The sequence below is a fragment of the Chryseobacterium sp. BIGb0232 genome, from assembly GCF_024810195.1.
In the GTDB taxonomy this organism is placed as follows: Bacteria; Bacteroidota; Bacteroidia; order Flavobacteriales; family Weeksellaceae; genus Chryseobacterium; species Chryseobacterium pennae.
Genome location: NZ_JANUEH010000001.1, coordinates 303938 through 327060 on the forward strand (window position 1 = coordinate 303938; position 23123 = coordinate 327060).

General features: G+C 32.4%; 17 protein-coding genes. 7 read left to right on the forward strand and 10 right to left on the reverse strand.

The features are described from left to right. Positions 1–28 precede the first annotated feature (28 nt). Positions 29–229, reverse strand: coding sequence for a Hachiman antiphage defense system protein HamA (locus M2372_RS25570; protein WP_123318685.1), 201 nt, complete (start codon positions 227–229; stop codon positions 29–31). 542 nt (positions 230–771) lie between these two features. Here M2372_RS25570 and M2372_RS01415 point away from each other — a divergent pair. Further along, positions 772–6612 (forward strand): ATP-binding protein, encoded by a 5841-nt coding sequence (locus tag M2372_RS01415; RefSeq protein WP_123318684.1) that lies wholly within the window; start codon positions 772–774, stop codon positions 6610–6612. A gap of 130 nt (positions 6613–6742) precedes the next feature. Further along, a complete protein-coding gene (locus M2372_RS01420) occupies positions 6743–7525 on the forward strand; it encodes a hypothetical protein (RefSeq protein ID WP_148060731.1) in 783 nt (260 codons plus the stop codon). Positions 7526–7574: 49 nt separating this feature from the next. On the opposite strand, the gene M2372_RS01425 is transcribed toward M2372_RS01420, so the two are convergent. Further along, complete coding sequence (locus M2372_RS01425) at positions 7575–8501, reverse strand: hypothetical protein (protein ID WP_123318682.1); 927 nt, start codon at positions 8499–8501, stop codon at positions 7575–7577. A gap of 4 nt (positions 8502–8505) precedes the next feature. Next, positions 8506–10587 carry an ABC transporter ATP-binding protein gene (locus M2372_RS01430; RefSeq protein WP_123318681.1) on the reverse strand — a complete coding sequence of 694 codons (2082 nt, stop codon included), beginning with the start codon at positions 10585–10587 and terminating at the stop codon, positions 8506–8508. Positions 10588–10832: 245 nt separating this feature from the next. On the opposite strand from M2372_RS01430, the gene M2372_RS01435 reads away from it, so the two are divergent. Next, the gene (locus tag M2372_RS01435) at positions 10833–12602 is read left to right on the forward strand and encodes a hypothetical protein (RefSeq protein WP_123318680.1); all 1770 of its coding nucleotides are present in this window, start codon (positions 10833–10835) and stop codon (positions 12600–12602) included. Positions 12603–13136: 534 nt separating this feature from the next. Next, complete coding sequence (locus M2372_RS01440; protein ID WP_123318679.1) at positions 13137–13796, forward strand: hypothetical protein; 660 nt, start codon at positions 13137–13139, stop codon at positions 13794–13796. 260 nt (positions 13797–14056) lie between these two features. On the opposite strand, the gene M2372_RS01445 is transcribed toward M2372_RS01440, so the two are convergent. The 6 genes from M2372_RS01445 to M2372_RS01470 form a co-directional block, all read right to left on the reverse strand. Next, positions 14057–14770 carry a hypothetical protein gene (locus M2372_RS01445; protein ID WP_228455656.1) on the reverse strand — a complete coding sequence of 238 codons (714 nt, stop codon included), beginning with the start codon at positions 14768–14770 and terminating at the stop codon, positions 14057–14059. 12 nt (positions 14771–14782) lie between these two features. After that, positions 14783–14965, reverse strand: a complete 183-nt coding sequence (locus M2372_RS01450) for a hypothetical protein (RefSeq protein WP_228455655.1) — start codon at positions 14963–14965, stop codon at positions 14783–14785. Positions 14966–15258: 293 nt separating this feature from the next. Next, positions 15259–15579, reverse strand: a complete 321-nt coding sequence (locus M2372_RS01455; RefSeq protein WP_123318678.1) for an AraC family transcriptional regulator — start codon at positions 15577–15579, stop codon at positions 15259–15261. Positions 15580–16060: 481 nt separating this feature from the next. Continuing rightward, the gene (locus M2372_RS01460) at positions 16061–16555 is read right to left on the reverse strand and encodes a CinA family protein (protein ID WP_123318677.1); all 495 of its coding nucleotides are present in this window, start codon (positions 16553–16555) and stop codon (positions 16061–16063) included. A gap of 55 nt (positions 16556–16610) precedes the next feature. Beyond that, entirely contained in the window at positions 16611–16880 is a 270-nt protein-coding gene (locus M2372_RS01465; protein ID WP_123318676.1) for a heme oxygenase, read from the reverse strand. A 512-nt stretch (positions 16881–17392) separates the two neighbouring features. Further along, the gene (locus M2372_RS01470) at positions 17393–17953 is read right to left on the reverse strand and encodes an AraC family transcriptional regulator (protein ID WP_228455654.1); all 561 of its coding nucleotides are present in this window, start codon (positions 17951–17953) and stop codon (positions 17393–17395) included. A gap of 165 nt (positions 17954–18118) precedes the next feature. On the opposite strand from M2372_RS01470, the gene M2372_RS01475 reads away from it, so the two are divergent. Genes M2372_RS01475 through M2372_RS01485 form a run of 3 tightly spaced genes read left to right on the forward strand, consistent with a single transcriptional unit; the run spans position 18119 to position 21592 of the window. Continuing rightward, complete coding sequence (locus M2372_RS01475) at positions 18119–18250, forward strand: hypothetical protein (protein WP_259080542.1); 132 nt, start codon at positions 18119–18121, stop codon at positions 18248–18250. Further along, positions 18251–19279, forward strand: a complete 1029-nt coding sequence (locus M2372_RS01480; protein WP_123318674.1) for a pesticidal protein Cry7Aa — start codon at positions 18251–18253, stop codon at positions 19277–19279. 45 nt (positions 19280–19324) lie between these two features. Continuing rightward, positions 19325–21592 (forward strand): glycosyltransferase, encoded by a 2268-nt coding sequence (locus M2372_RS01485; protein ID WP_228455653.1) that lies wholly within the window; start codon positions 19325–19327, stop codon positions 21590–21592. 49 nt (positions 21593–21641) lie between these two features. Here M2372_RS01485 and M2372_RS01490 read toward each other — a convergent pair whose 3' ends face one another. After that, on the reverse strand, positions 21642–22739 hold the full coding sequence (locus M2372_RS01490; RefSeq protein ID WP_123318672.1) for a calcium:proton antiporter: 1098 nt from the start codon (positions 22737–22739) through the stop codon (positions 21642–21644). Positions 22740–23123 lie beyond the last annotated feature (384 nt).

Genomic DNA, 23123 nt, shown 5'->3' on the forward strand with positions numbered 1-23123 from the left:
TTTATGGAAATCAACTTTTATTATAACTTTAAACTAACAAACACTCCCTAAGAGAAAGTCCATTTTCTTTTGAAGACATACATAAACAGTATAATAAAATTTCGCCAAGTTCACCCTCGTTATCAGCATGATGTTTCAGTTTAGCTTTTGCCTTTTTTACAAGATCATTGAATTTATCTGCTTGTTTTAACTCATCAACTTGCTTACGAGAGAGAGAGCAAAATAACAAAGTTTGTTTCCAAGTTCATTTATAAGCTCGTCATAGCTAAATGCGTTATTTTTGACCTTTAAAGTAAAAAGATTTAATGTATTATTATTTTCAAGCGCTTCATTGCACAAGTCATTATAAAATAAATCTAAAAAATCATCTTTAATATTCTTCTCAATCATTAACAGTTATATGGTATTAGTATGCACTAAGTTAATAAATTAGTACTTACAGTTGATCCTTTATTTAATTTTCGTGCTAAAAATAAACTAAATTTCTATCGAATAACTACTGTTTCCCATAATAGAATCCATAAAGCTTCACTCAAATCTATAATGCAACAGAAAGAAGTAACTAAACATAAGTTATAAGAGAAAACAATTTTAAAAAACTTAGATTTTCAAAATAAAAAAATAAAGTAATCACTACCCGAATACTTACAACAACTTTATAAAGCCCGTAATGAAATCTTACGGATTCCCTTTTCTGACATTTAGATTAAATTCTTATCTTGGATAATTCGAAACATAAAATTCCAATTTAAAAAAGTCAATTCCCTAGTAATGAAAATAAATCCCAACAGCTCTATAAGAAGCGGATATAAATATGAAGATTTATTTACCTTAAAATTATGTGTAGATTGGTTATTAGACCCAAAACTATACGAAAGTATTCGGATTCAGTATAAGCCGGAAGATATTGAAATTATGCATTTTGCGATTGATGACATTGTTGCACAAAGGAAAGACGGAGGAATCGAATACTACCAAATCAAGCATAAACAGAACCCAGAAACTGATTTGTGGGATTTTAACCAATTATTTAATAAAGGGCTATCCAAATGGATGAAATCATACTTCGCACTAAAAGAACCAAATATTTTTTGTAGTCTTATAACTAATGGAAATATTGCCCCTGAAATTGAACAATGCCTGCAAAATGGATATTTGAATCCTTATAAAATTTTAGATGTCAATCCAGAATTTCTTGACAATCTGAAATCAATTTATGATCTAAACTTAATTAATATATTCTTTAGAGTGTTTTGCTTTCAATTTAATCAACCAAATAAAAAAGATCTGGAAGAAACTCTTCGAGAAATTTTATACAAACAATTAAAGGTTACTAAAGCCGGAGTTGATAGTCTTCTGCTTTTTATAGCGAATGAAGGAGCTGAAAAGCATCCGAAAACATTTACTTTAAGTGATATAAGATTACATCTATCGTGGGATAATCCCAGACCCTTAAATCAAAACTTTGAAATTCCTACAGACTTTGAGTTCTTCAACAAAAATACTCATCAAGATATTCTAAAGGACCTAACCAGTATAGACGGTGGGATTAAGGTATTTATAGGAAAACCTGGTAGTGGAAAAAGCACTTACTTATCTAAATTATATACATTACTTAAGAAAGAGAATACACTTGTATTTCGTCACCATTATCACTTAAACCCGAAGGACAATTCATATGCTGATCGATTAAACTCGGAACGTGTAATTGAAGGCTTAAAAGCTGAATTTAAAAAACAGAAAAATACCGTAATTAAATCGTTAGGTGAACAAAATACTGCGTTTACTCAACTAAAGGAGTTTATAGACCAAATTGCAGATTACTGCAGAAATGAAAATAAATCATTTATTCTAATTATTGATGGATTAGATCATGTAATTCGAGAAGGAAATAGCCAAAGTCAACTTATAGAATTTCTAAATGAAGTTCTATATCCTCAAAAGGGGTATTGGTTAATTTTAGGAACACAAGAAATGGCGACAAACTGTTTTCCTAATATTATTAATCAATATTCACCTCGTAAGCAATGGATTGAAATCAAAGGACTAAAAAGAGAGAGTATAAAAAAGATAGCTATTAAAGCTTTTCCTAAAGACCACAAAGCATATGGTACTCATTTTGAGACAATCATTTCAAAATTATCACAGATTACTAAAGGTAACCCTCTACACCTAAGGTATGTTTTGACCGAAATAAAAAATTTAAAGAAAGGTATTTCGGAATTCGATTTAGACCGTATCCCTCATTATAATACTGAAATTGAAGATTATTATAAGAGCCTATGGCAACAGCTTTCTTCGTTAGCAAAGACTATTTCATTTGCGTTAACAAGCCTAGATTTTAAGTTGCAAGAAGAACAACTAATTTCTCTAGCATCTAATTTTTGTCAATACCCTTATGAGATTACAGACAGTTTTGCCCAAATTCGTCATTTATTCCGATTTGAGCTATCTGGCATATCAGTTTATCACAATAGTTTCCTTGTATTCATTCATAAGCAACCAGAGCTCAATGAACAAAAAATATTATTATATAGAATTCTACAAAATTGGTTAAAAGAAAAGTCCCAATATCCACTTTGCTGGTCTGAACTGCCAAAAGTCGAATACTATTTAGGAAATCCAGATATGTTATTGTCTATTGATAACTCTTGGATTGTCAACCAATATCTTGACTGTCATAGTGAAACTATTATTGAAAATATTTTGTATTTAGCAACAAAAGCTGCTTTTGAAACAAATCAATTGGATAAACTTATATACTTCTCAATTGTTGAAAATCTATTTAGTAATAGATACTATAATTTGGATAAAACACTTGGTAATATATGGGCCATATCTTTTAAAACAAATAGAACCATTAATCTACAATATCCTGATTTTAGTATTTTAACACATTATCAACTAGCAGAGATTGTCATTGCGCTCAAGAATAAAGGAGTAACAAGTGTTATTCCTGAAGAAGCTATAGATCGAATTAATGAATTATTTATTGAAGCTAATCACGAAATTAATGAAATCGCAAAGTCCTGGATTCAAATAGTTATCAATTATGATATTCCAACTAAAAGAATTTTCAAATTTATCAAACAATTCCGAGGCGATAAGCATGCAGCGCACTTTTTTAAATTTTACTTAGAAAAGCTATTTGAACAACTTCAACAACCAATTAGTCATGTTGAGGAAATTTTGAAAACTCAATTACTTGAAGAAGAAAGGGAGGCATTATCTGAGGTACTAATAGCTTATGATTTACAGAATGTAACTGCAACATGGGCACATCATATTGATACTCTGCTTCCAAAAGAAACACTCTTACAATTATTCTACAAGAGCCTTTTTGGTTACACAAATGGTAACATGGTTGAACTAATACCTTTAGACTCTTTTCCCATAAAAGTGCAATATCACTCTAGTGAATCAGAACCAATATTAGACTTACTCAAACATAATTTATTAGGAGCTTTTATTAATGCCTATATGGATTTAGGTGAGTTGCCCAATATAGAAATTATGGATAATGATCCAAACAAAATCTGGGTATCTGAAATGTATATTGCCATTTTAAGTGTTGCAAAATTATTATCTGATAAGGCAAAGAATAAGAGCATTATAGATATTCAACATATTTTAAGTCCTATTGAAGAATTAGATATATTGAAATTTCCCAAAAATTATGATATCTACGAATATAGAAGAATTGGGATACCGTATATCATAGATTTTGTTCTTTGGATGTCTTATATAATTAATAAAAAGAATAACCATAATCATGAATTACAATATCAAGAATTAAATTACTTGAAAAATAATAAATGGTACAATAAAGCATCCCTGTTTACCCTTATTAATTCTAAACGGATAAAACCGAACAAAATTGCAGTTCAGCAATTTATTACAACTGAATTACAACAAATACAAAATGAAATTATTCCATTTACTGAAAAATGCGACTATATAACAGATTTAGCAATTTTAGCAACTACATCTGACAATAACGAATTAATAAGACCACTTCTTGAGAGAGCCACAGCTAATATTCTGGCCTATTCACACCATAAATATATGCTTCTTCATGATATTTTGGAAAGTATCGAAGTTTGTATTAATGCAGCATCAAATAAAAGTAAAGACTTTTTATTAAAAATTTTTCCGTACATACACCACATTGAAAAGTTAACAGACGGAGATGAAACCAGGCATTTCATAACTGTATTTTGTAAACTCTTAGCCAAAGTGGATCCTAAAATGCTTTACAACATTTATATGTACAATCTTTCTATCAGAGAATATGATAGAGTAGAAAGTACTTTTGATGATATATTACATACGTTGAATTTTGATGATCCCGTTTCTAAAGCCATTGTTAAGACCGCAGTCAATAACTTGGAAACCTTGAATGAATTGCAGAAAAGTGATCCATCAATAAAAGACATAATAAATAATTTGACAAGTAAGTTTGGAATAAATACAGCTACTCATAAACAATTAAAACAAGAGAAACTTGTAAGTAAAACAAACAAGGACCACAGTCATATTAAGCCAGAGGAGCTTAAAGAATATCTTGTAGTAAAAATGAATTTCATCAATGGTCGTATTACATATTCTGAGTCATCATTTCTGAATAGTTGGCTTAACACTAGATTAACAGCCTTTCCACAGGAAGAATATCAAATAATAAAAGTGTTAAGGGAAATATTTAACAATAGATTTTCAAATATATCTGCCGAATTATTGGACGCTATCTATCCTATTGCTTACAAATATGATAAAGAATTTGCATTCAACTGTATATGTTGGGCACAGTCTAATGGCAGTGGATGGTCTCCTACCTATATGCGTCGTATGAAAGAATCTCAAAAAAGATGGAAAAATGTATTAAAAGACTATCCGGGGCGAGAACAGGAGTTTTATTCCGAAAGTGTAAAAAATACAGGCTTACATTATGGCAAAGAAAAAAATTATAATGTTCCCATTCCCAAAAGTACACAATTTTATGTTGACTGTGGGGATATTTCAAAAGCTGAGAATATAACAAATTCTTACCTCAATCTTTTACCTGAAATATTTCCAAACGTAGAATTACCCGTCCCAGACTTTTTCCTCAGTCCAGCAGAGATAACGCCTTTTGAAATTTTGTTATCTCGCCTAATGTGGATTAATCCAGTTACCAAGGCTAGCGCAGCTGAAGCAATAGCAGATATATTGGAAAATGATTTTGATGGGCAATATCATGAGATATTTTTCGACTATCTTTTAGTACAATCTCTTGAAAATAGAGCTTGTGAAGGATTATTAATCCTAATTAAGTCCTTACAAAACATAAACTCTCTCACATTTAAATTTTTAAATCAAAATATATTAAACAATTTACTTTCTGTGCGATGTCTAGCAACAGATTTACTCATGCAAAACATTGCTGAAACCTTAAAATTAAAACTAAATATTACTAATCCATTATATTTTTACACTACTTCAGCAAAAACAGAACTAAATAGAGAAGACTTCCAGCACCTTGTAGGGCGAAATCTTCCTTTATGTTATATAGATTATCTAGATTCTCTTCAACAAAAGGCTGGAAATTTTATTAATGTATGGAACGTTTGGTGTACTTCCTATGAAGAATATTGCCAAGACTTTGATTTAACATATGATAAAAGCAAAGATGAAGATTACTCGAACAGTCAGTATAATATCATTACTGGTAGAACAACTGTGTTTGGAGACATTTTAAAATCGACATTTATGAAATTGGTTGATTTTCTCTATAATTATAACTTGATTGATTCCAATGATCTATGGCATTACACTATCAAAAATTTACCGATTGATTATTCCTTGTGGAAAATAAAATTTACACAATGTCCATCTTGGTGGCCTCAATTAAGAATTAAAGATTTTAGAACAATTGACGATATTGATGATTATAAAACAATTTTAATAGAATTTCTACAGAAAGATAATGATTCTATTCCGCTTTTTTTTAATGGTAATTTTTCACATGGTGACAATCATTATGATTCAAATGTATATTGCCAACTAAAAGCCTTTGCCTTTGCAACTCCCAAAACCAATTCATTGCAAATGGAGGCAGAGCAATTATACAAACATATAACAATGAGTGGTTTTTGGTATCCTGCTAATGCACATTTTCATAATTACGGAACCTTAGATGGAAAATTGAGATTTCATCAAAATAACCAATCAAATCAATATGTATCACTGATTAGCGAAATAAGGACATTAGCTAATAATATGTGGCAATACTATCGAATGAAAGATAATATAGTATTGCTATCTCCTATTTTCGATCAAGAAACACGGCTTGATTACAGCTCAGGTATACTTACATTTACAAAGGACCAAAATGAGATAGCATCATTTAACGATTTTCTAGTAAATTTTAAAGATGCTAGCCGCTATGGTACACCAACTCCTTATAATAGTTATTTAATTATAGATCGAAAATATTTAAGGAGTTTCTTGAAAAAGAAAAACTTAACTCTATCATTTGTTATAAAACAAAAAATTAATGTTAAAGACCGCATGAATAGAGATGATTTGTACAATTCAACAAATTCTTATAAAATTATACATTTGAATGACTTTTAAAATTTGATAAGTCTCTTGGAAGAATAGTTGTATTTCGATACTTTCTTCTTGAGAAATAGTCTCAACAATAAAAATATTAGCTAGTTAGAAAATGAGAGACTTTATTTAGATATATTATAAAATAAAATCCATGACAAAAGAAGAATTAAATGAAGAGCTTGACTCGGAAGACTACAAAATTGAATTAGACAAGCTCTGCATAATGCGAAGTTCAGTAATACAATGCTTAATGTTCTGCTATCTCAATTCTGTCAGAGATGGAATAAGTCAGGAAAAAAATTTTTTCTTAAGAATGATTGACGATATCTCTCAAAGCATTGTTTCCATCAGTTCTTTGGCAAAAGATGGGATCTCAAATACCTGTTTAAGAGAGTTAAGATACTTAATTGAAGTTGCTATTAAAAGTTGTTTCATTGTGAAAAACTCTAATAAAGATACATTTGTTGAACAGGTTAAAGAATATGAAAAATTATTAAACTCCTCCAATATTAATCAAATAAATACATTAGAATTTCACTATCTTGATGATTTTAGTGAAGATTTCAAAACGGAAACTAAGAAGCTTTACGGATTTTTATCAAAATACACTCATGCGAGTTCTCATCAGTTAATGGAAAGATTGAGCAGAAATAGTATTGGCAGAACTATTGGATTTGAAGGTACTCAAGAGCTGAAAGAACTAAATGACATTATAGAAAAAGCTTATTCAGTTGTGGTTGTATTAATTTTTCATTCGGTGGCACAGTATGTTCCAGGAGATTTTTTGGTGGAAAGAAATGGAAGAACGATTGATTGGTACTTTACAAAATCCAAATATGTTTCATTAATTGACGAGAAGTTTGATTATAAACATGAAAGACAACAAATCCTTAAAGAATTGGCTGATGAGCGGAAAAGAAGAATTGCATTTTGAAATAATCTGTAAATGCTTTTTTAATAGCTAATTTTAAAACAAAAAGTATCTACAAAATACCTAATTCAATTAAAATGTCTTTTTTAACTTTACTAAATGGTCGTTTGCTAAAGTCAGCCTCTTTAGAATAGGTACCAAATACAATTCGATAAATGTCGTCATAATCAAAATCCAATTTTTCATATTTTCCCACTAATTCAATTAGATATCTTTGTGAGAAACGATGACGAATATCAAACATATCTTTTAATTCTTCGGAGTGCGCACTAAAGATTTCGTTCAACCTAAATATTTCGCAAGAGTTTTCTATCCTTTGATTTAAAATTGCATCAGTACTGGTCGGCATTAATTTAACTCCAAGATGAGCAGAGCCTCCTAATATTGCACTAACGGTATATGGCAAATATTGATATTTATAGTCAGAAATAACATCATCAACATAGGGATGAATATTTTCTGATAACTTAAACTTAGCTGTGTGTTTTAAAGTACTGTTACAAGTTTTACAACTCGGAATTAGATTATAAACAGACAAGGCAAGTAGCGGATAATCATCTTGATCAAAAAAATGATCGAATTCGGGTCTTATGAATTTATCATCCTTTCCCGAACCCTTATCTACTGTCAGCGTATAATTTCTATTGCAATAAAGGCAGGTACGAATTTGAAGTTTAGCAGCTAAAGCATAAGCATCATATCTATTATTTCCTTTAGCCGTAAAATATTTATAGTTAAAGATTTTTTTTATTTTAGGCTTCAGCGAATTTTTATATGCTCTGTGCCCTAAAAGCAAATCATTTATATTTTTTAGATCTTCTGGCTTAGAGACAAGTATATCTTCAAGTTTGCTTTCAATAAAATCTTTCAACAATCTGTTCAAATTACTTTCTCTTATCTTACGTAATAAATAAGGTTTTAAACTATCACGATGCTCTTGGATAATGTCGGCTCTTGAAGACAAATCAAAATATATCATACACTTACATTTTATTCAACCTATTTTGGATTTCTTCCAACTCAATTTGTAATAGTTTTTTTGCTAGATCAGTTTTCATTTTTTCAGAATACATCTGAGCAAGCTTACGTTGAATAATTGGCTCATCTATTTTCTCAATAAGAATTCTATGAAGCTCTTGGTCAGCCTTATCATTCTCATCTCTAAGCCAATCGATGGTTTTATTTATTTTACTGTCTGAAAATTCTCCAATCAGACCATCACTAATAAAGAATGAATCCGCAAATAAATCAGAAACATTAGCCCCAAACGTTCTCTTTTTACTTGTAGATATTATTGTTTTCTGATCTTCTGCTTTATCCAAAAAAATCACATTTTCAAATAATACATCCGAAAGTGTTAAGGGATCGTGAGTTGAAAAAATTATTTGTAAAGATGGAGCATCCTTTCCCGTACTTTCCCAATTTTTCAGTGCTGCATTATATTTTAATGGTTTTAATTCTGAAAATAAAATGGGTAACACAGTTGTGATAGCTAGAACAAATTTTTTCTTCCACAATGGATGATATCCTAATTCAGGCTCATCTAAAAGTAGCACTAAATGTTCTTTACAAATTTGCTTATGTCGTTTATTTTCTATCACATAAGAATAAAATGAAGAAAATAGGTCTAAAAGTACTTTTTCGCCGTTTGATAATTTTTTATCCGGACTAAAATCAAACAAAACAGCCTCATTCCCACGATTATAACGGCTAAGAATAGTGATTATTTCTTTATAAAGCTCATTAAAATCGGAAAATGTCTTATATTCTTTTTCAAAATCAAATGATATTGATTCCCCTTCTGTGTATAGAGCAGTCATAAAAGAATAAAACTTTTTTATTTTCGTAAAATCTTCTACATTTTTGATAATCCCCCTTTTTACTGGTGCAAATTCAACACTTCCAAAACTATGAAACTTATCCTCCTTAATAATTTTGATTATTTCATCACTATTTTGTAAAGAGACTCTACCAAAGTTACTTATGAAAATATCATGTAGTAAATCACTCTTTTGAATAATATACTGCGTCAAAAGCTGATCTAAACGTTGTTCGAAATTCTCTGCTTTTAAAAAATCATCAAAATTGTAGGGTGCTCCCAAACCATTTTGTACAAAAACAGCCCCCGCCTGCAAATAGCTCAAGATAAGGACTTCAACATCTTTAATTATATTCTTCTGATCATGGATTTTATTGAATTGATCCTGTGGTAGATACTCTGGGATGTCCCAAATCTGTTTTAGTTTTTCTGTAAAGCTATCTGCTTTTAGATATCTTAAATAGTCTTTATACTCATTAATAACATCTTCTTTTCTTCTTGTAATAGTTTCCTCCGGAATGGTTTCAAGCGTTTGTATTGTACGGTTTAACTCATGAACCAGAGTATCTCCTCTATTAGGATTTCCAAAATTTGATAAAACATAAGTTTCCATAAAGTAATCTTTAGTAAAATTATGTGCGCTCAGCGTTAGAACTTTATAATTAGGAAAATCTGGATAAGACTCAATAATTTTTGGTATCAGGCTACTTCCCATCAATAACCCTTGCTGGTGTAAGGATTTCAAGTAATATTGCTGAAGTGAAGAATCAAATTTAGATGATGGATTCACTGGAGATCTTGCTGATTTCAGTTCAAAATCTATTATAGGAGAATAATATAGTATATTTAAAAAGTCCCAATTTGTTACAACTTCAATATTTTCTGGTGCAACGATTTCTTTTTTTGTCTGATTAATAATTTTTGTGATTACTCTACCATTGATAATTCCCTCCCATACAAACAATGATCCTTGCGACAATTGATCAATTGGATAATTGAATTGTCTCATAATCGAACTTTTCCCAGCTCCGTTTTTTCCAACAATTGCTGATACTAAATCAATGTCTTTGCCATAAAAATTTTGAATAAAACTTACATTTTGTCGTATTTCTGATAAAATAATTGAATTCTCATCCTCTAAAAAAATGTAGTCATTATAACCACCTAGCTGCAATAAGGTGCCTATTTCAGTATGGTCGAAAAGGTGTTCGAGAGATTTTTTCGGAATATAAACTGTTGTAATCATAGAGTATTTATAACCTTAAAAAAGATATGAGAGACAATTTGAAGGTTGGTTATCTTTTTTTCAAATTTACAAATATTCCACTCATTTCGAATAGCCAAATTTGAAATCAAGATACAATTTAGGGTAAATATTGATAAAAAAAATTAATATGTATTTTATTTGCCTTTACGGTTTTCCTTACAATAGAGAAAAGACCGTTTTGTATATTTGAATTCTCACATAAAAATTAATTAAACACACAAGATATGGATCATACATGGTTTGAAATGCAAGATCTAAGAAAAAGAAAATTGGATAATTCCGTATGGGTATCACTAAGAGCTCAAAAATCTGTTCAAAACAATATCGCCTATGGAAAAAATGGCTACAAAGAAGATTTTACGGGTCATGGAACACTAATGATCCCCGTAGATCAAAGAGAAAGTGCTGAACAGTTATCATGGAGTGATTTGGGAATAGGTCATTCAGCAGGATTAAATTTTGTATATGAAAATTATTCACAGTCTGATTTATATGTGGGTGAGAATGTAGAGGGTATTCATTTAGTATTAGACCAGACTTTCGACAATAATTGCGATAATCATGAGTGGCACTTGCATCAGGACCTAGTAATAAATTTGGGTTTAAAAAGAGAGGGTGATGTTTGGATCTGCCCTAGACAGGGTTATACCGAAGTGGTAAAACTAGAAAGAAATGAAGAGGGTGAACCTGTCAATCTGCAAATAAAGAATCAATTTTTAAAAGATTACTTGGCTGCAAGGAATTCTGGCTTATATGTCACCTCCTTTTTCAGCAGGGATGCAATATTGGAAACTAAACCCCAACTACCGTGGGATCAAGATTCTGAACAATCTAAAAATGGTAAAGATATCTGGGAATTTAACATCTTAGAAATACATGAAGGAGGATTTGCATTTGGAGAAAAAATTGCCATATCTCATGCTAGCAGAACAGATATTGATGAAAATGATGATGTCCCAGATATGACAGCATTTCCTACGGACGAAAATGTAAAATCGGAATATTATGAAAAAAGTTTTGCAGGAAAAAAATTATACCGTCTGATAGCTGAACTATGGAAATATGAATGGATCAATCCAGCTGCCACCAGCCCAATTACTTTAGGACATGAGGACAATATAGATTTTTACTATATAGTTGACGTTATCGGTAATAAAGAGACCGGTAATCAATTAAAAAAAGGCGGAAAGTGGTTATGGTTCAAACCTGAATTAGCCTCACATATATTATCGATACGTGGGAGTTCTTTAGATTGGTATACAAGGGACACAGGAAAACTTTCCTGTTCACCGTCTTGGAATATACACTTTGGTGTCAATGAGATAGGTTTAATTACTGTTTATGCAAAAGACATCGGGAAGCTACCGTCTTGGCAGCAACAGATTTGGTCAGCGCACAACGTTGCTCCTGAAGGTGGAATTGGCAAAGAGTTGTACGCCTCGCAAGTGAAAGCAGAGCCCGCAAGCACACATGCACCAGAACGATTTCTAAAAAGAGTAATTAATGAAATAAATGAAGCATTTGAAAAACAGTTTAATATAAAGTTTTTTAGAGGACATCACTCTGTCGAAGAAATTATAGCTACAATAAATAGATTCCGAGCAGTTGACGACAAACGGCTGTTCTCTCTGGCGAAGGATATTGCTAGAATTATAATCGATGATATTGATATAGAATCCCTTCAAAAAATAGCTATTCCCCCAAAGGGTACTAAATGGGGTTCATTAAAAACTCTTGAAAATCTGCTAGCAGTAAAAATTCCAAAAGAAAAAGCAAGAGAAATTACCGCGCCTCTTGTTGGAGTCTATGAACTGAGACATGGAGATGCTCATTTACCAAGTAGTGAGATCAATAATGCCTTTGATTTAATTTCAGTTGATAGGACTTCGCCTTCTGTGATCCAGGGTTATCAAATACTCTTCGCTTGTGTAAATAATTTACATATTATCTTAAACATAATCCAAAACTGGATAGATATTGAAGTTGAAAAATAATAGAGTTAACAATATTTTAATGTACCAATTAAGTAGCTTCGAAACATAGCAGAGATCAAACCAAAACAAAAAAACATAACAATCAATCACATACATTCAAAACCTTTTCTAAATCCTCAAAAAATTGGTTCGATTTTCCTACAAGCAAGTCATATTGTCCATTTTATGTATTATTTAATCTCTTTAACCGGAGCTGAAAATATAGATATTAATTTCCCGGCACTCCCCACAGGTAGCATTTAAAAAGAGAGAAGAAAAATATGGCTTTACCAAGTCTTAATTTCATGTTATAAAACTGTTATCCATTCATATTCAACGACATTTTAAAAGTTAATTCAGTGATTTAAGAATATACAAATCCTGCAAATTGACTATTTGCAGTTTTTTTGTATACCGATTTCGTAATGATTTATTCTGGAAATCACTAATGCGTAAGAAAGTTCAACAATACTTTTTCTTACTTAGCAAGACAAAAAACTGAAAATAATAACCGAATCGAACCACTAAAATTTTAAACTTAAATATTTTTATATTATGGACATTAACACTATCGTGACAGCCGCAGGAACACTAGTAACAGTAATTCTTACATCTTTGGCAGCACCCTACATTTTAAATTTTCATCTGAAAAGGAAGTTCCAAAAGCTACAGTACATGATCGATGCTTACCCCTTGTTACAAAATCTCCAAACTGACTTTAAGGATAAATTTATCGAGCCAGCCATACAAGAAAATATATTCTTTATAATTTCAGGATTCAGGACAAATTACAAAAGTATTCCTGCCTATAACGAGCTTAAAGATAAACTCGGAAACAATTTCGACTGGCCAATTATAAAAAGTGCAAAAGCACATCTGTCATTTAATGAATTAGGCAAACTCTATGTTAATCTTACTAAGACAACAATATATTTCAAAAAATTTTCGCTCTGTTTTGCAGTACTTTTAGCATTGCTTGGTTTTTCGATCTTGGTTTTCTGTAATTATGCCGAACTGAATATGTTTTCAAAATATCTAGTTCTCTATATTTTAGCCGGTATGGCTTTCCTTCTGGCCTATTTCGTGCTAGGAAGCATAACTTCAATCTTAGATGCAGGCGTTATCTCAAAAAGATTGCAAAATGTTGAGAATGCCAACAACAATAACAACAACAACAACAACAACAACAACAACAACAACAACAACAACATGTAAATTCAGAAACCAAAATTGATCTAGATTTTATCATCCTGAAAGTGAATCACAATATTCCAACTCTTTTCTCATCTAATATTTTGATCACCAACCGATATTTTATCAATCGTCAAGATATAAAACAATTATTCCAGCAAATCAAACTGACTTATAAGACAAAATCTTCCGGAAATGTGTTTGAAGAGCATCTTTTTAAATTTATACGTAAAGACAATATTTATATACTACTTATTTTCAACTACATAACTCTAAAACATTTTCTATATCAGCAAAAAAAGAGTTTGGATAGGGATCAGCCATTTTGGCAAATTGTAACCATAAACTCCTGTCACTCTTGCCAGTTCGGTATTTACAGGCAGCTTCAACACGTAGCCCCACAGGTTCTTGTCATTCAGCTCACCCATCAGCGAAATCAGTCCCCAGTTGCTTTTACCCGGTTTTGTGGTTACAATAGAGATGGATAATTCGTTATAAAAATCATTATCGCAGTAATGGTAAGCGTAAGATGTAATAGCTATCAGCCCTTTTCCGGGCGTATAGGAAATCGGTGTTACCAAGCCCTTAACTTTTTCCGGAATCAGCTCTTCTATTTTTGCAATATCTGCCGTGTAAATAGCTGTAATGCTGCTGTTACTGTAATAGAAGTTCGGCGAGTATGTGGTAAAGCCCACTTCTTTTTTCTGTTTTTGAATGGTTTTGAACCAGCTAAGATCAATGTCGGGTCTTTCCTTTGCAACGATATCCATAGGCGAATTGGAATGAAATCTGTCGAACAAACCGCCTTTCAGTACGGGCATCTTCTGACCTGCCAGTTCAATGAGCGTATCCTTTTCAGTAGGATTGTTGGTTATCGGTTGTACACTTTCCTTATTCGAAGCTGCATTAACGATAGCCTTACTTAAGAAAAAGCCAGGGGCAAAAAGCAGGATTATAGCGATAATTACTACAATTGCCAGGATTTTTAATTTTTTCATTTTAAACTGTTTTTAATGTTGATAATTATTTATGATATTAGATTGTGCAATTTGTTTGTCAAGTTCGTGGATCACGACTTTTGCCATTTTCTTTGAACTGAATGGGTTTTGCCCGGTAATCAGATTACCGTCCACCACAACTTTGGAAGTGATCGGAATAAGCGCGTTTCTGTAATCTGAACCTCTGTCTTTCAAGCCCGCTTCAAGATTAAAGGGAACTTCTTATTCCCACTTGCATATATATTGATATTGGTGACAATAATTAATATTTTGATAAGACTCATTGTACAGGTATTTTTATACAACAAAGGTCCAAAACATACGATAAGTTAAAGTAGCCCAAATAAGGAAAGTTGTAACAGAATCTCTGTTTTACTGATTTAGTTCAAATTGGAGACTCAATAAAAAGATGGATGATAATAATTACCATCCATCTTTTCAATATGTATTGATATTAATTGTATTCTTTACATTAGAATACATTTTCATTAATTAAATGAGGCTCTGAATTCCAGTGGAGAAAAAGTTGTACGGTTTTTGAACAGGCGGTGAAATGATTGCGGATGCTCAAAACCTAATTGATAAGCAATTTCTGATACTGACAAATAAACTGAGGGTATCCCATTGATAACTAAATTATCATTTTTAAAATAATCATCCAGTAAGTTTTCAAACTTTGTAAATACATCACTATTCGAATTTTTTCTCGTTAAAAACTGACGGTTATAGAAACGGTTACAAGATTTTAGCCGCAGCACAAGATTTGTTGACAATAAGCAAGATTTATAAATATTGATAGAAAGATACATGGCAAATCTTTGGGCAGGCACATTGATGATTATACATTCTTTTCTTATCAATCCAGTGAAGCGTTACATTTGTCTGAGAGAGAGAAAGGAAAATTGTTTTGGACTGCTTCGACAAGATCAGTTATGAACTTGAACGTGGGGTGGACAAGCATAGCAAAATGCTGATTGTTGACAATATCGAATTGTTCTTAAACTATTGCATGCGTTTTTATGACCGTCAATTCATTTCAAGAAATGAGGCCAATACTGGTTATTAGCTAAGTTTGAAAGACCGCTAAGTGAGTATTTCCAATCGGATAAATCACAAACGATAGGTCTGCCGTTGTTGCTTGGTGTGCTGAACAGTTCCATCTTTCCAGTATAATTTTAGCTTCTTTCTCATTTACCTGAAGACAAATTAATTACTATCATACGACAAATAATTGATGAAGATAAAAGATTGAAATGTATTCCTTTGAACTGAGAATAAATGAATATACTTTTAAATTAATATTTGATTAAGTGCACTTTTATAACATCCTAAAATAAATTCAGTATAATATAACTGCGAATCTAATGCCTGAGTCTTATTATGAAGCTCTATCCGTTTAGAAAGAACAATCTCGCCTTTATAGCTGAATGAGCAGAATGAATACACTTTAAACCCTGAATTTCTTACAGATGCAGCATATCCCGTAGATGCAATTCCCCAATCTGTTCCAAATGATTCAGCGACCTTTACAGCCATTGTATCTGCCATTTTTTGGGTTTCAAAACCATTTTCCTGAGCTTCAATTCGATTGATATCTAAAAAGTTAACTTTTTCAGGCAATGTAAAAGTGGTTATTCCTCCTTTGTAAAACAGCTTTGCATTAGGCATCTGGGAAAAAGCAAGCTGTATTAATCCCGAGGTTACACTTTCTGCTATAGAAACCGTTTCATTCATTGTAATGAGTGAAGTACTGATATAATCAAGTAAACTTTGCTGAAATTTCATGGCATCAAATATTTAATGTTGATCTAAAAACTTTTTACGCTTCTGAAATCAATGCTCAGATAACGTCATAATCATTCATTGTTGTTGCAAAATAATGCTCAACTACTTCCCTGGCATTGCTGCACATTGCCAAAATATCCTCTCTGGTCGTATCTTCAAAAATAAAATCATCATGAACCTCAATAATGAACTCGGTCACTTTTTCGGTGTTCATCAGGTCATAAACCATTAAATCATTTAAATTATCTAATCTACATTCTTCCTTAAAAAAAGGAAGCTTCCGGGAAATGGAATTCTTAAACTGAAAAAGATGTATTGTTTTCATGATTTCCGATATTGGGTTAATTGTAAGAACAGCCTGTTTGGTGAGTAAAAAGGATTGTATGAGCCTATCTTTTTGTGGGTTCAGTTGATATAATTTATTCTACATGACCCTACCACATCACATAAACATGGATAAAAAGGACAGAAACCAGAGGGTTCCTATCCTTAACTAATTAAAACCTTCTAAAAACAGATCTACTATTTTATTGGGATTTTAATATGCTCATCATTCAAGTTGAGAATCCTTAAGCCTATTAATTTTTTATCATGGTGTATATTGGCTTTCCAGTCTTTCTTTACTACTACAATGTTTTAAAATACCGGCGACCAGCATTTTGTACAATGAATAATTTCAACTGTTCACTATATATTCCAGTCTAAAATTGCACTACCTTATGGTAATATAAACTTTAATGGATTTGATAAATTCCTGATTATTATACTACAAATATGGTTGTTTCAATATCTGCCCAGCTATATATATCCGGAATAATCTTACATATATCACACCTTTTATAGGTCTTCCAAATTTCCAAGACGTCTTTGTTTCAACTGTTTATAAAATGAAGGGGAAAGCCCTGTGATCTTTTTAAACTGGTTAGAGAGATGGGCCACACTGCTGTAATTGAGTTTATAAGAGATTTCTGTAAGATTGAGTTCATCATACAACAGGAGTTCTTTTACTTTTTCTACTTTATTAATGATGATAAAATGCTGGAGTGTCATTCCTTTCACTTCTGAAAAGGTATTGGCCAGATAGGTATAATCATATCCTAATTTTTCACTTATATAATCTGAGAAATTTTCTTTTGGAAGTTCATCTGAATAATGAATCATTTCTATGACTACATTTTTTATTTTTTCTATCAGGATACTTTTTTTATTATCTAATACTTCGAGTCCTGTTTTAAGTAAATTTTCTTTCAGAAGTTGTCTTAGTTCAACGCTGATATCATCCAATAATTCTACAGTTCCCAAATCTACAATAGCGTTTTTAATGCCCAGCCTTTCCAGTTCCTGATGGACAACCATTTTGCAGCGCAAGCTTACCATGTATTTTATATACAACTTCATCTCCCTTACTGTTTATAACTGTCAATTATTTCATTAACAGATATTTACCCAAAGTTAGTCTATTAAATCGGAAATATCTATGATTTATACAACAAATTGAGAGACAATTGCAAAGCTTTCCTTTTTTAATGATTGAAATTTACAGGTAATAAAAAATATTTCACAATGTCAAAAGAAAAAGACGGAAAAAAGAAATCAGATAAAACTCCACCCGCAAAATCCGCAAAAGAGAAACGGGAAGATAAGATGAATAAACGAAGAACCAGGGAAAATGAAGCCCAAAATACCGGCAACTAAATGGTATCCCTGAAAAAAGAAGGAATTATACTCAGAAAAACGACATTAGAATTTGAGAGTGAGGGTGTTTTAAACCCCGCAGTTATTCAGGATAACGGAAAAATACATTTATTCTACAGGGCTCTTGCAAAGAATAATTTCTCCAGTATCGGATACTGTATACTGTCAGATCATAAGACTATAGAAACCCGATTAAGCAATCAGGTTATCATCCCCGAGTCTGAATATGAAAAACATGGTGTTGAAGATCCAAGGATCGTAAAAATCGATCATTTGTTTTACCTTACTTATACCAGTTATGACGGGATTAACGCATTGGGAACGCTTGCTGTATCTGAGGATCTTATATCATGGCAAAAACTGGGAATCGTTGTCCCGAAAATTCCATACAAAAAGTTTAAGCTTTTAGCAGAAGCTCAAGGTGAAATAGGAGAAAAATACAGACGCTTCAATAAACTCCAACCTACTCATAAAAAGGATAAAGAGGTCTTCCTATGGGATAAAAATCTAATATTTTTTCCAAGAAGAATTAACGGTAAGCTTTATTTTCTTCATCGCATAAGACCCGATATCCAAATTGCAAGTATAGAAAATATAGAAGATATGAATCCTGATTTCTGGGAAGATTATTTCCTGCACTTTAAAGAACATATTGTATTGTCTCCCCAATACGAGCATGAAGTAAGCTATATTGGCGGAGGGTGTCCCCCTATAGAAACCGAACATGGATGGCTTTTGATATACCATGGCGTACATGATACCATTGAAGGATATGTTTACAGCGCATGTGCTGCTTTACTGGATCTCGATAATCCTGAAAAAGAAATTTCAAGACTTCCTTATCCTCTTTTCAAGCCCGAAGAAGAATGGGAACTGAAGGGAGAAGTGAACAATGTTTGCTTCCCTACAGGAGCCATCGCAGAAGAAAATACACTCCATATTTATTACGGGGCTGCAGATAAAAGAATAGCTGTTGCTTCTTTAAGCATCCCGGAATTACTGAAGGAATTACTACAGTACACATCATAATTGACTATTCTATACAGAATGTCAGACTTTAAAATAGATATCAACATGAATAAAAATATAAAATCAGACGTGGAGGAAAAGACAAAAAGACGATCTGTACAAAGTAAAAAAAGCACAATTAATCATAAGCCTGTGATTATCTTTATAAGTACTTTTCCTCCTAAGGTGTGCGGTATCGCAACATATTGTCAGGATCTGATAAAATCTCTTCAGCTCAAATTCAAAGAATCATTTACCATCATCGTCTGCCCAATGGAAACTGAAGATGAAAGCTATCAATACGAAGAAAATCTTCAATATCGACTTAATACATCCGATGCTATTTCTTATTTGGAACTGGCTGATAAAATCAACAAAAATGACAATATTCAACTGGTTATGCTCCAGCATGAGTTTGGATTTTTCACTGAAGCTAAAAACGGGTTACTGCTTTTTCTTCAAAATATACAAAAAGATATCATCATTACTTTTCACACCGTTCTGCCGAAACCTGATAAGGAATTAAAAGAAAAGGTACAAGAGATCAGCAATTTCGTAAAATCTATTATTGTGATGACCGGTATTTCTGCGGATATCCTTACCAATGATTATGATATTCCATCTGATAAAATTAAAGTGATACCCCACGGTACTCATTTACTGCCATTTATCGATAAAATTTCACTGAAAGCGAAATACGGATTTAAAGATAAAAAAGTTCTTTCAACATTTGGTTTGCTGGGTTCAGGGAAAAATATTGAAACTACTTTAGAAGCTCTGCCTGAAATTATTTCCCAAAATCCCGATGTAATGTTTCTCATTATTGGAAAAACGCATCCCGGTATCATTAAGTATGAAGGGGAAAAATATCGTGATTTCTTGCAGGACACTGTTAAGAGACTCCATTTGGAAAAACATACTTTCTTTATCAACCAATACCTTCCTTTGGATGAGTTGTTAGATTATCTTCAGCTTACCAATATCTATCTTTTCACTTCAAAAGACAGAAACCAGGCGGTAAGTGGGACCTTTTCCTATGCCATCAGTTGTGGCTGCCCTATTGTTTCCACTCCTATTCCCCACGCTCTGGAAGTACTCAATCAAGACCTGGGAATTATTATTGATTTTGAAGCTCCGAAACAACTTGCTGCTGCCGTCAATACATTACTGAAAAATGAAACTGCACAGGAAAAATTACGATCAAATAGTCTGGAAAAGATGGCTCCCACAGCCTGGGAGAATTCTTCTATTTCACATGCCCTATTATTTCAACAACACAGCAAAGACAAAATGACATTACACTATACATTTCCCATTATCAATCTAAGCCATATCAAAAATATGACAACGGATTTTGGGATGATCCAGTTTTCTAAAATCAATAAACCTGATATCAATTCCGGATATACTTTGGACGATAATGCCCGTGCTATGATTGTAGCCTGCAGACATTATGAACTAAGCAAAGATGAATCTGACCTTGATTTAATATCAACCTATCTGAATCTGATTAAGTTTTGCCAGAAGCCAGATGGAAGCTTCCTCAATTATATAAATCAACATAAGGAATTTGCACAGCAGAATTATGAGACCAATCTTGAAGATTCCAATGGAAGGGCTATCTGGGCACTGGGATATCTTCTTTCAATAAAAACAATCTTACCTCAACAGTTTTCTGATGAAGCAGAGTATATTATTGAAAAAAGTCTTTCATCTATTGAGAACATTCATTCTACCCGGGCAATGGCTTTTATCATAAAGGGATTACATTATCAAAACTCTGAAAATAATATTCCATTATTGAAAAAGCTGGCTAACAGACTGGTAAAAATGTATCAACATGAAAAACATAAAGACTGGCATTGGTTTGAAAGCTATCTTACGTACGGAAACAGCGCACTCCCTGAAGCTTTATTGTGTGCATGGATTACAACCCAGGACGAAATGTATAAACAGGTTGCCAATGAATCATTCAAGTTTTTGCTTTCTAAAATATTTAGTAAGGGAGGCATCAAAGTAATATCCAACAAAGGATGGCTGCAGAAAGAAACGGCTAAAAGTCCTCAATCAATTGGTGGTGAACAGCCTATTGACGTTGCTTATACCATACTGGCCTTATCTACATTCTACAAGGTTTTTAAGGATGAAAAATATTTGCAGATGATGATGAATGCTTTTAGTTGGTTTTTAGGGAAAAATCATTTACATCAGATTATTTATAACCCTGCAACGGGTGGATGTTATGACGGACTTGAAGAGAAAAATGTTAATCTCAATCAGGGAGCAGAATCCACGGTAAGTTACCTCATGGCAAGACTCTGTTTTCCAAAATAACAACCTTTAATGATTGGCTGATTTAATTTGAGTTTTTTAAACAACCTGTTTATGGTACTATTGTAATGAAAAGGTAAATTAAAAAAATAGCAATCAGTACAATTCCCTGCATAATATTGGTTCTGCCCGTTGCCAGTGAAACAGTAATAATAAAAAGCGATAGTCCCAAAAGTATTGTTGATTTGATATCTATTCCCAATGTCATTCGTATACCAGTCATTACAGATATAATGGCAATGGCAGGAATACTCAGTCCTATACTTGCTAAAGCAGAACCAAAAGCCAGATTTAATGAGGTTTGAATTTCATCACTTTTTGCTGCCCTGAACGCTGCCAACCCTTCCGGAAGAAGAACAATACCGGCAATAATGATACCTACAAGAGACCTTGGAGCGCCAACCGAAACAACGATATGTTCAACATCCTTTGAAAGAAGCTTTGCCAGTAAAACAACTATTCCCAGGGATAATATTAACAATATACAGCTGATAAACAATTGTTTTCGGGAAATCATCTCATGACTATTTTGTACAGGCTGATTTTTGGATAGTTTGTTTTGCGGAGAAATGAAAAAGCTTCGGTGTCTGAACGTTTGGATCATGGTAAATCCGAGATAAAGTCCCAAAGAAATCAAGGCGATAAAAAGCAATTGGAAGGACGTATATTCACCTCCGAGATGACTTACCGTATAATTGGGTAGAATAAGCACAAAAATGATAACGGAGGTAAGGGTAATGAGTGCGGTACTTACCCCTTGTAATGTAAAGCTTTGTTCTCTATATCTTAAAGAGCCTATTATAATGCAGCTTCCAATGATTCCGGTAAGGATTATCATCACTGCTGCAAAAACCGTATCTCTGGCAAGGGTAATGGTTTCTAAACCTTTTGCTCCCATCATGATGGAAATAATAAGTCCTACTTCTATGACCGTAATGGCAAATGCCAGAAGCAAGGTTCCGAATGGCTCCCCCAAACGATGGGCAATGACTTCGGAATGATACACTGCAGCCAAAACACTTCCTATCAAAAATAAAGTAAGAATCACAGAGTAATATCCTGAAGAAAAAACAGAATTTCCAACATAAGAGAGCCACGCCAGGATAGGAACCAAAAACGTCCACATCCATAAATATTTTTTTATATTCATAAAAGCATTAATAATTTTTACAATTGAATTGTCCTTTGGATGAAATCGACAGTTTTTATTAATGATTTGAAGACTGAGAGATAACAATATACCGGAAATATTACAAAATGAAAAGAAGAGAATAGGTAGGAACCGAGAGTCCGGATAGCCAGTTCAATGTAGTTATTCAGCAAGGTACGAATAATCAATCACTTATTTGGAATTATATAGTAGTATTTGAAGTTTATAATTTTCCAAAGGTTCAATAACTTCCACCAAGTCATCAAACTGAACAACTGTATTTCAGCTGCTCAAAACAAGCTGGTATTTTGTAAAAGTGTGATATGTGCAACATAAAAGAAACAATCTGTAATACAATAGATGATTAAACATCCAACTTTGTAC

What these genes read in the sequence shown, in the direction of transcription:
- M2372_RS01415 (WP_123318684.1), top strand. Translation starts at nt 772, where the DNA reads ATGAAAATAAATCCCAACAGCTCTATAAGAAGCGGATATAAATATGAA.
- M2372_RS01420 (WP_148060731.1), top strand. Translation starts at nt 6,743, where the DNA reads ATGACAAAAGAAGAATTAAATGAAGAGCTTGACTCGGAAGACTACAAA.
- M2372_RS01425 (WP_123318682.1), bottom strand. Translation starts at nt 8,501, where the DNA reads ATGATATATTTTGATTTGTCTTCAAGAGCCGACATTATCCAAGAGCAT.
- M2372_RS01430 (WP_123318681.1), bottom strand. Translation starts at nt 10,587, where the DNA reads ATGATTACAACAGTTTATATTCCGAAAAAATCTCTCGAACACCTTTTC.
- M2372_RS01435 (WP_123318680.1), top strand. Translation starts at nt 10,833, where the DNA reads ATGGATCATACATGGTTTGAAATGCAAGATCTAAGAAAAAGAAAATTG.
- M2372_RS01440 (WP_123318679.1), top strand. Translation starts at nt 13,137, where the DNA reads ATGGACATTAACACTATCGTGACAGCCGCAGGAACACTAGTAACAGTA.
- M2372_RS01445 (WP_228455656.1), bottom strand. Translation starts at nt 14,770, where the DNA reads ATGAAAAAATTAAAAATCCTGGCAATTGTAGTAATTATCGCTATAATC.
- M2372_RS01455 (WP_123318678.1), bottom strand. Translation starts at nt 15,579, where the DNA reads ATGTATCTTTCTATCAATATTTATAAATCTTGCTTATTGTCAACAAAT.
- M2372_RS01460 (WP_123318677.1), bottom strand. Translation starts at nt 16,555, where the DNA reads ATGAAATTTCAGCAAAGTTTACTTGATTATATCAGTACTTCACTCATT.
- M2372_RS01465 (WP_123318676.1), bottom strand. Translation starts at nt 16,880, where the DNA reads ATGAAAACAATACATCTTTTTCAGTTTAAGAATTCCATTTCCCGGAAG.
- M2372_RS01470 (WP_228455654.1), bottom strand. Translation starts at nt 17,953, where the DNA reads ATGAAGTTGTATATAAAATACATGGTAAGCTTGCGCTGCAAAATGGTT.
- M2372_RS01475 (WP_259080542.1), top strand. Translation starts at nt 18,119, where the DNA reads ATGTCAAAAGAAAAAGACGGAAAAAAGAAATCAGATAAAACTCCACCC.
- M2372_RS01480 (WP_123318674.1), top strand. Translation starts at nt 18,251, where the DNA reads ATGGTATCCCTGAAAAAAGAAGGAATTATACTCAGAAAAACGACATTA.
- M2372_RS01485 (WP_228455653.1), top strand. Translation starts at nt 19,325, where the DNA reads ATGAATAAAAATATAAAATCAGACGTGGAGGAAAAGACAAAAAGACGA.
- M2372_RS01490 (WP_123318672.1), bottom strand. Translation starts at nt 22,739, where the DNA reads ATGAATATAAAAAAATATTTATGGATGTGGACGTTTTTGGTTCCTATC.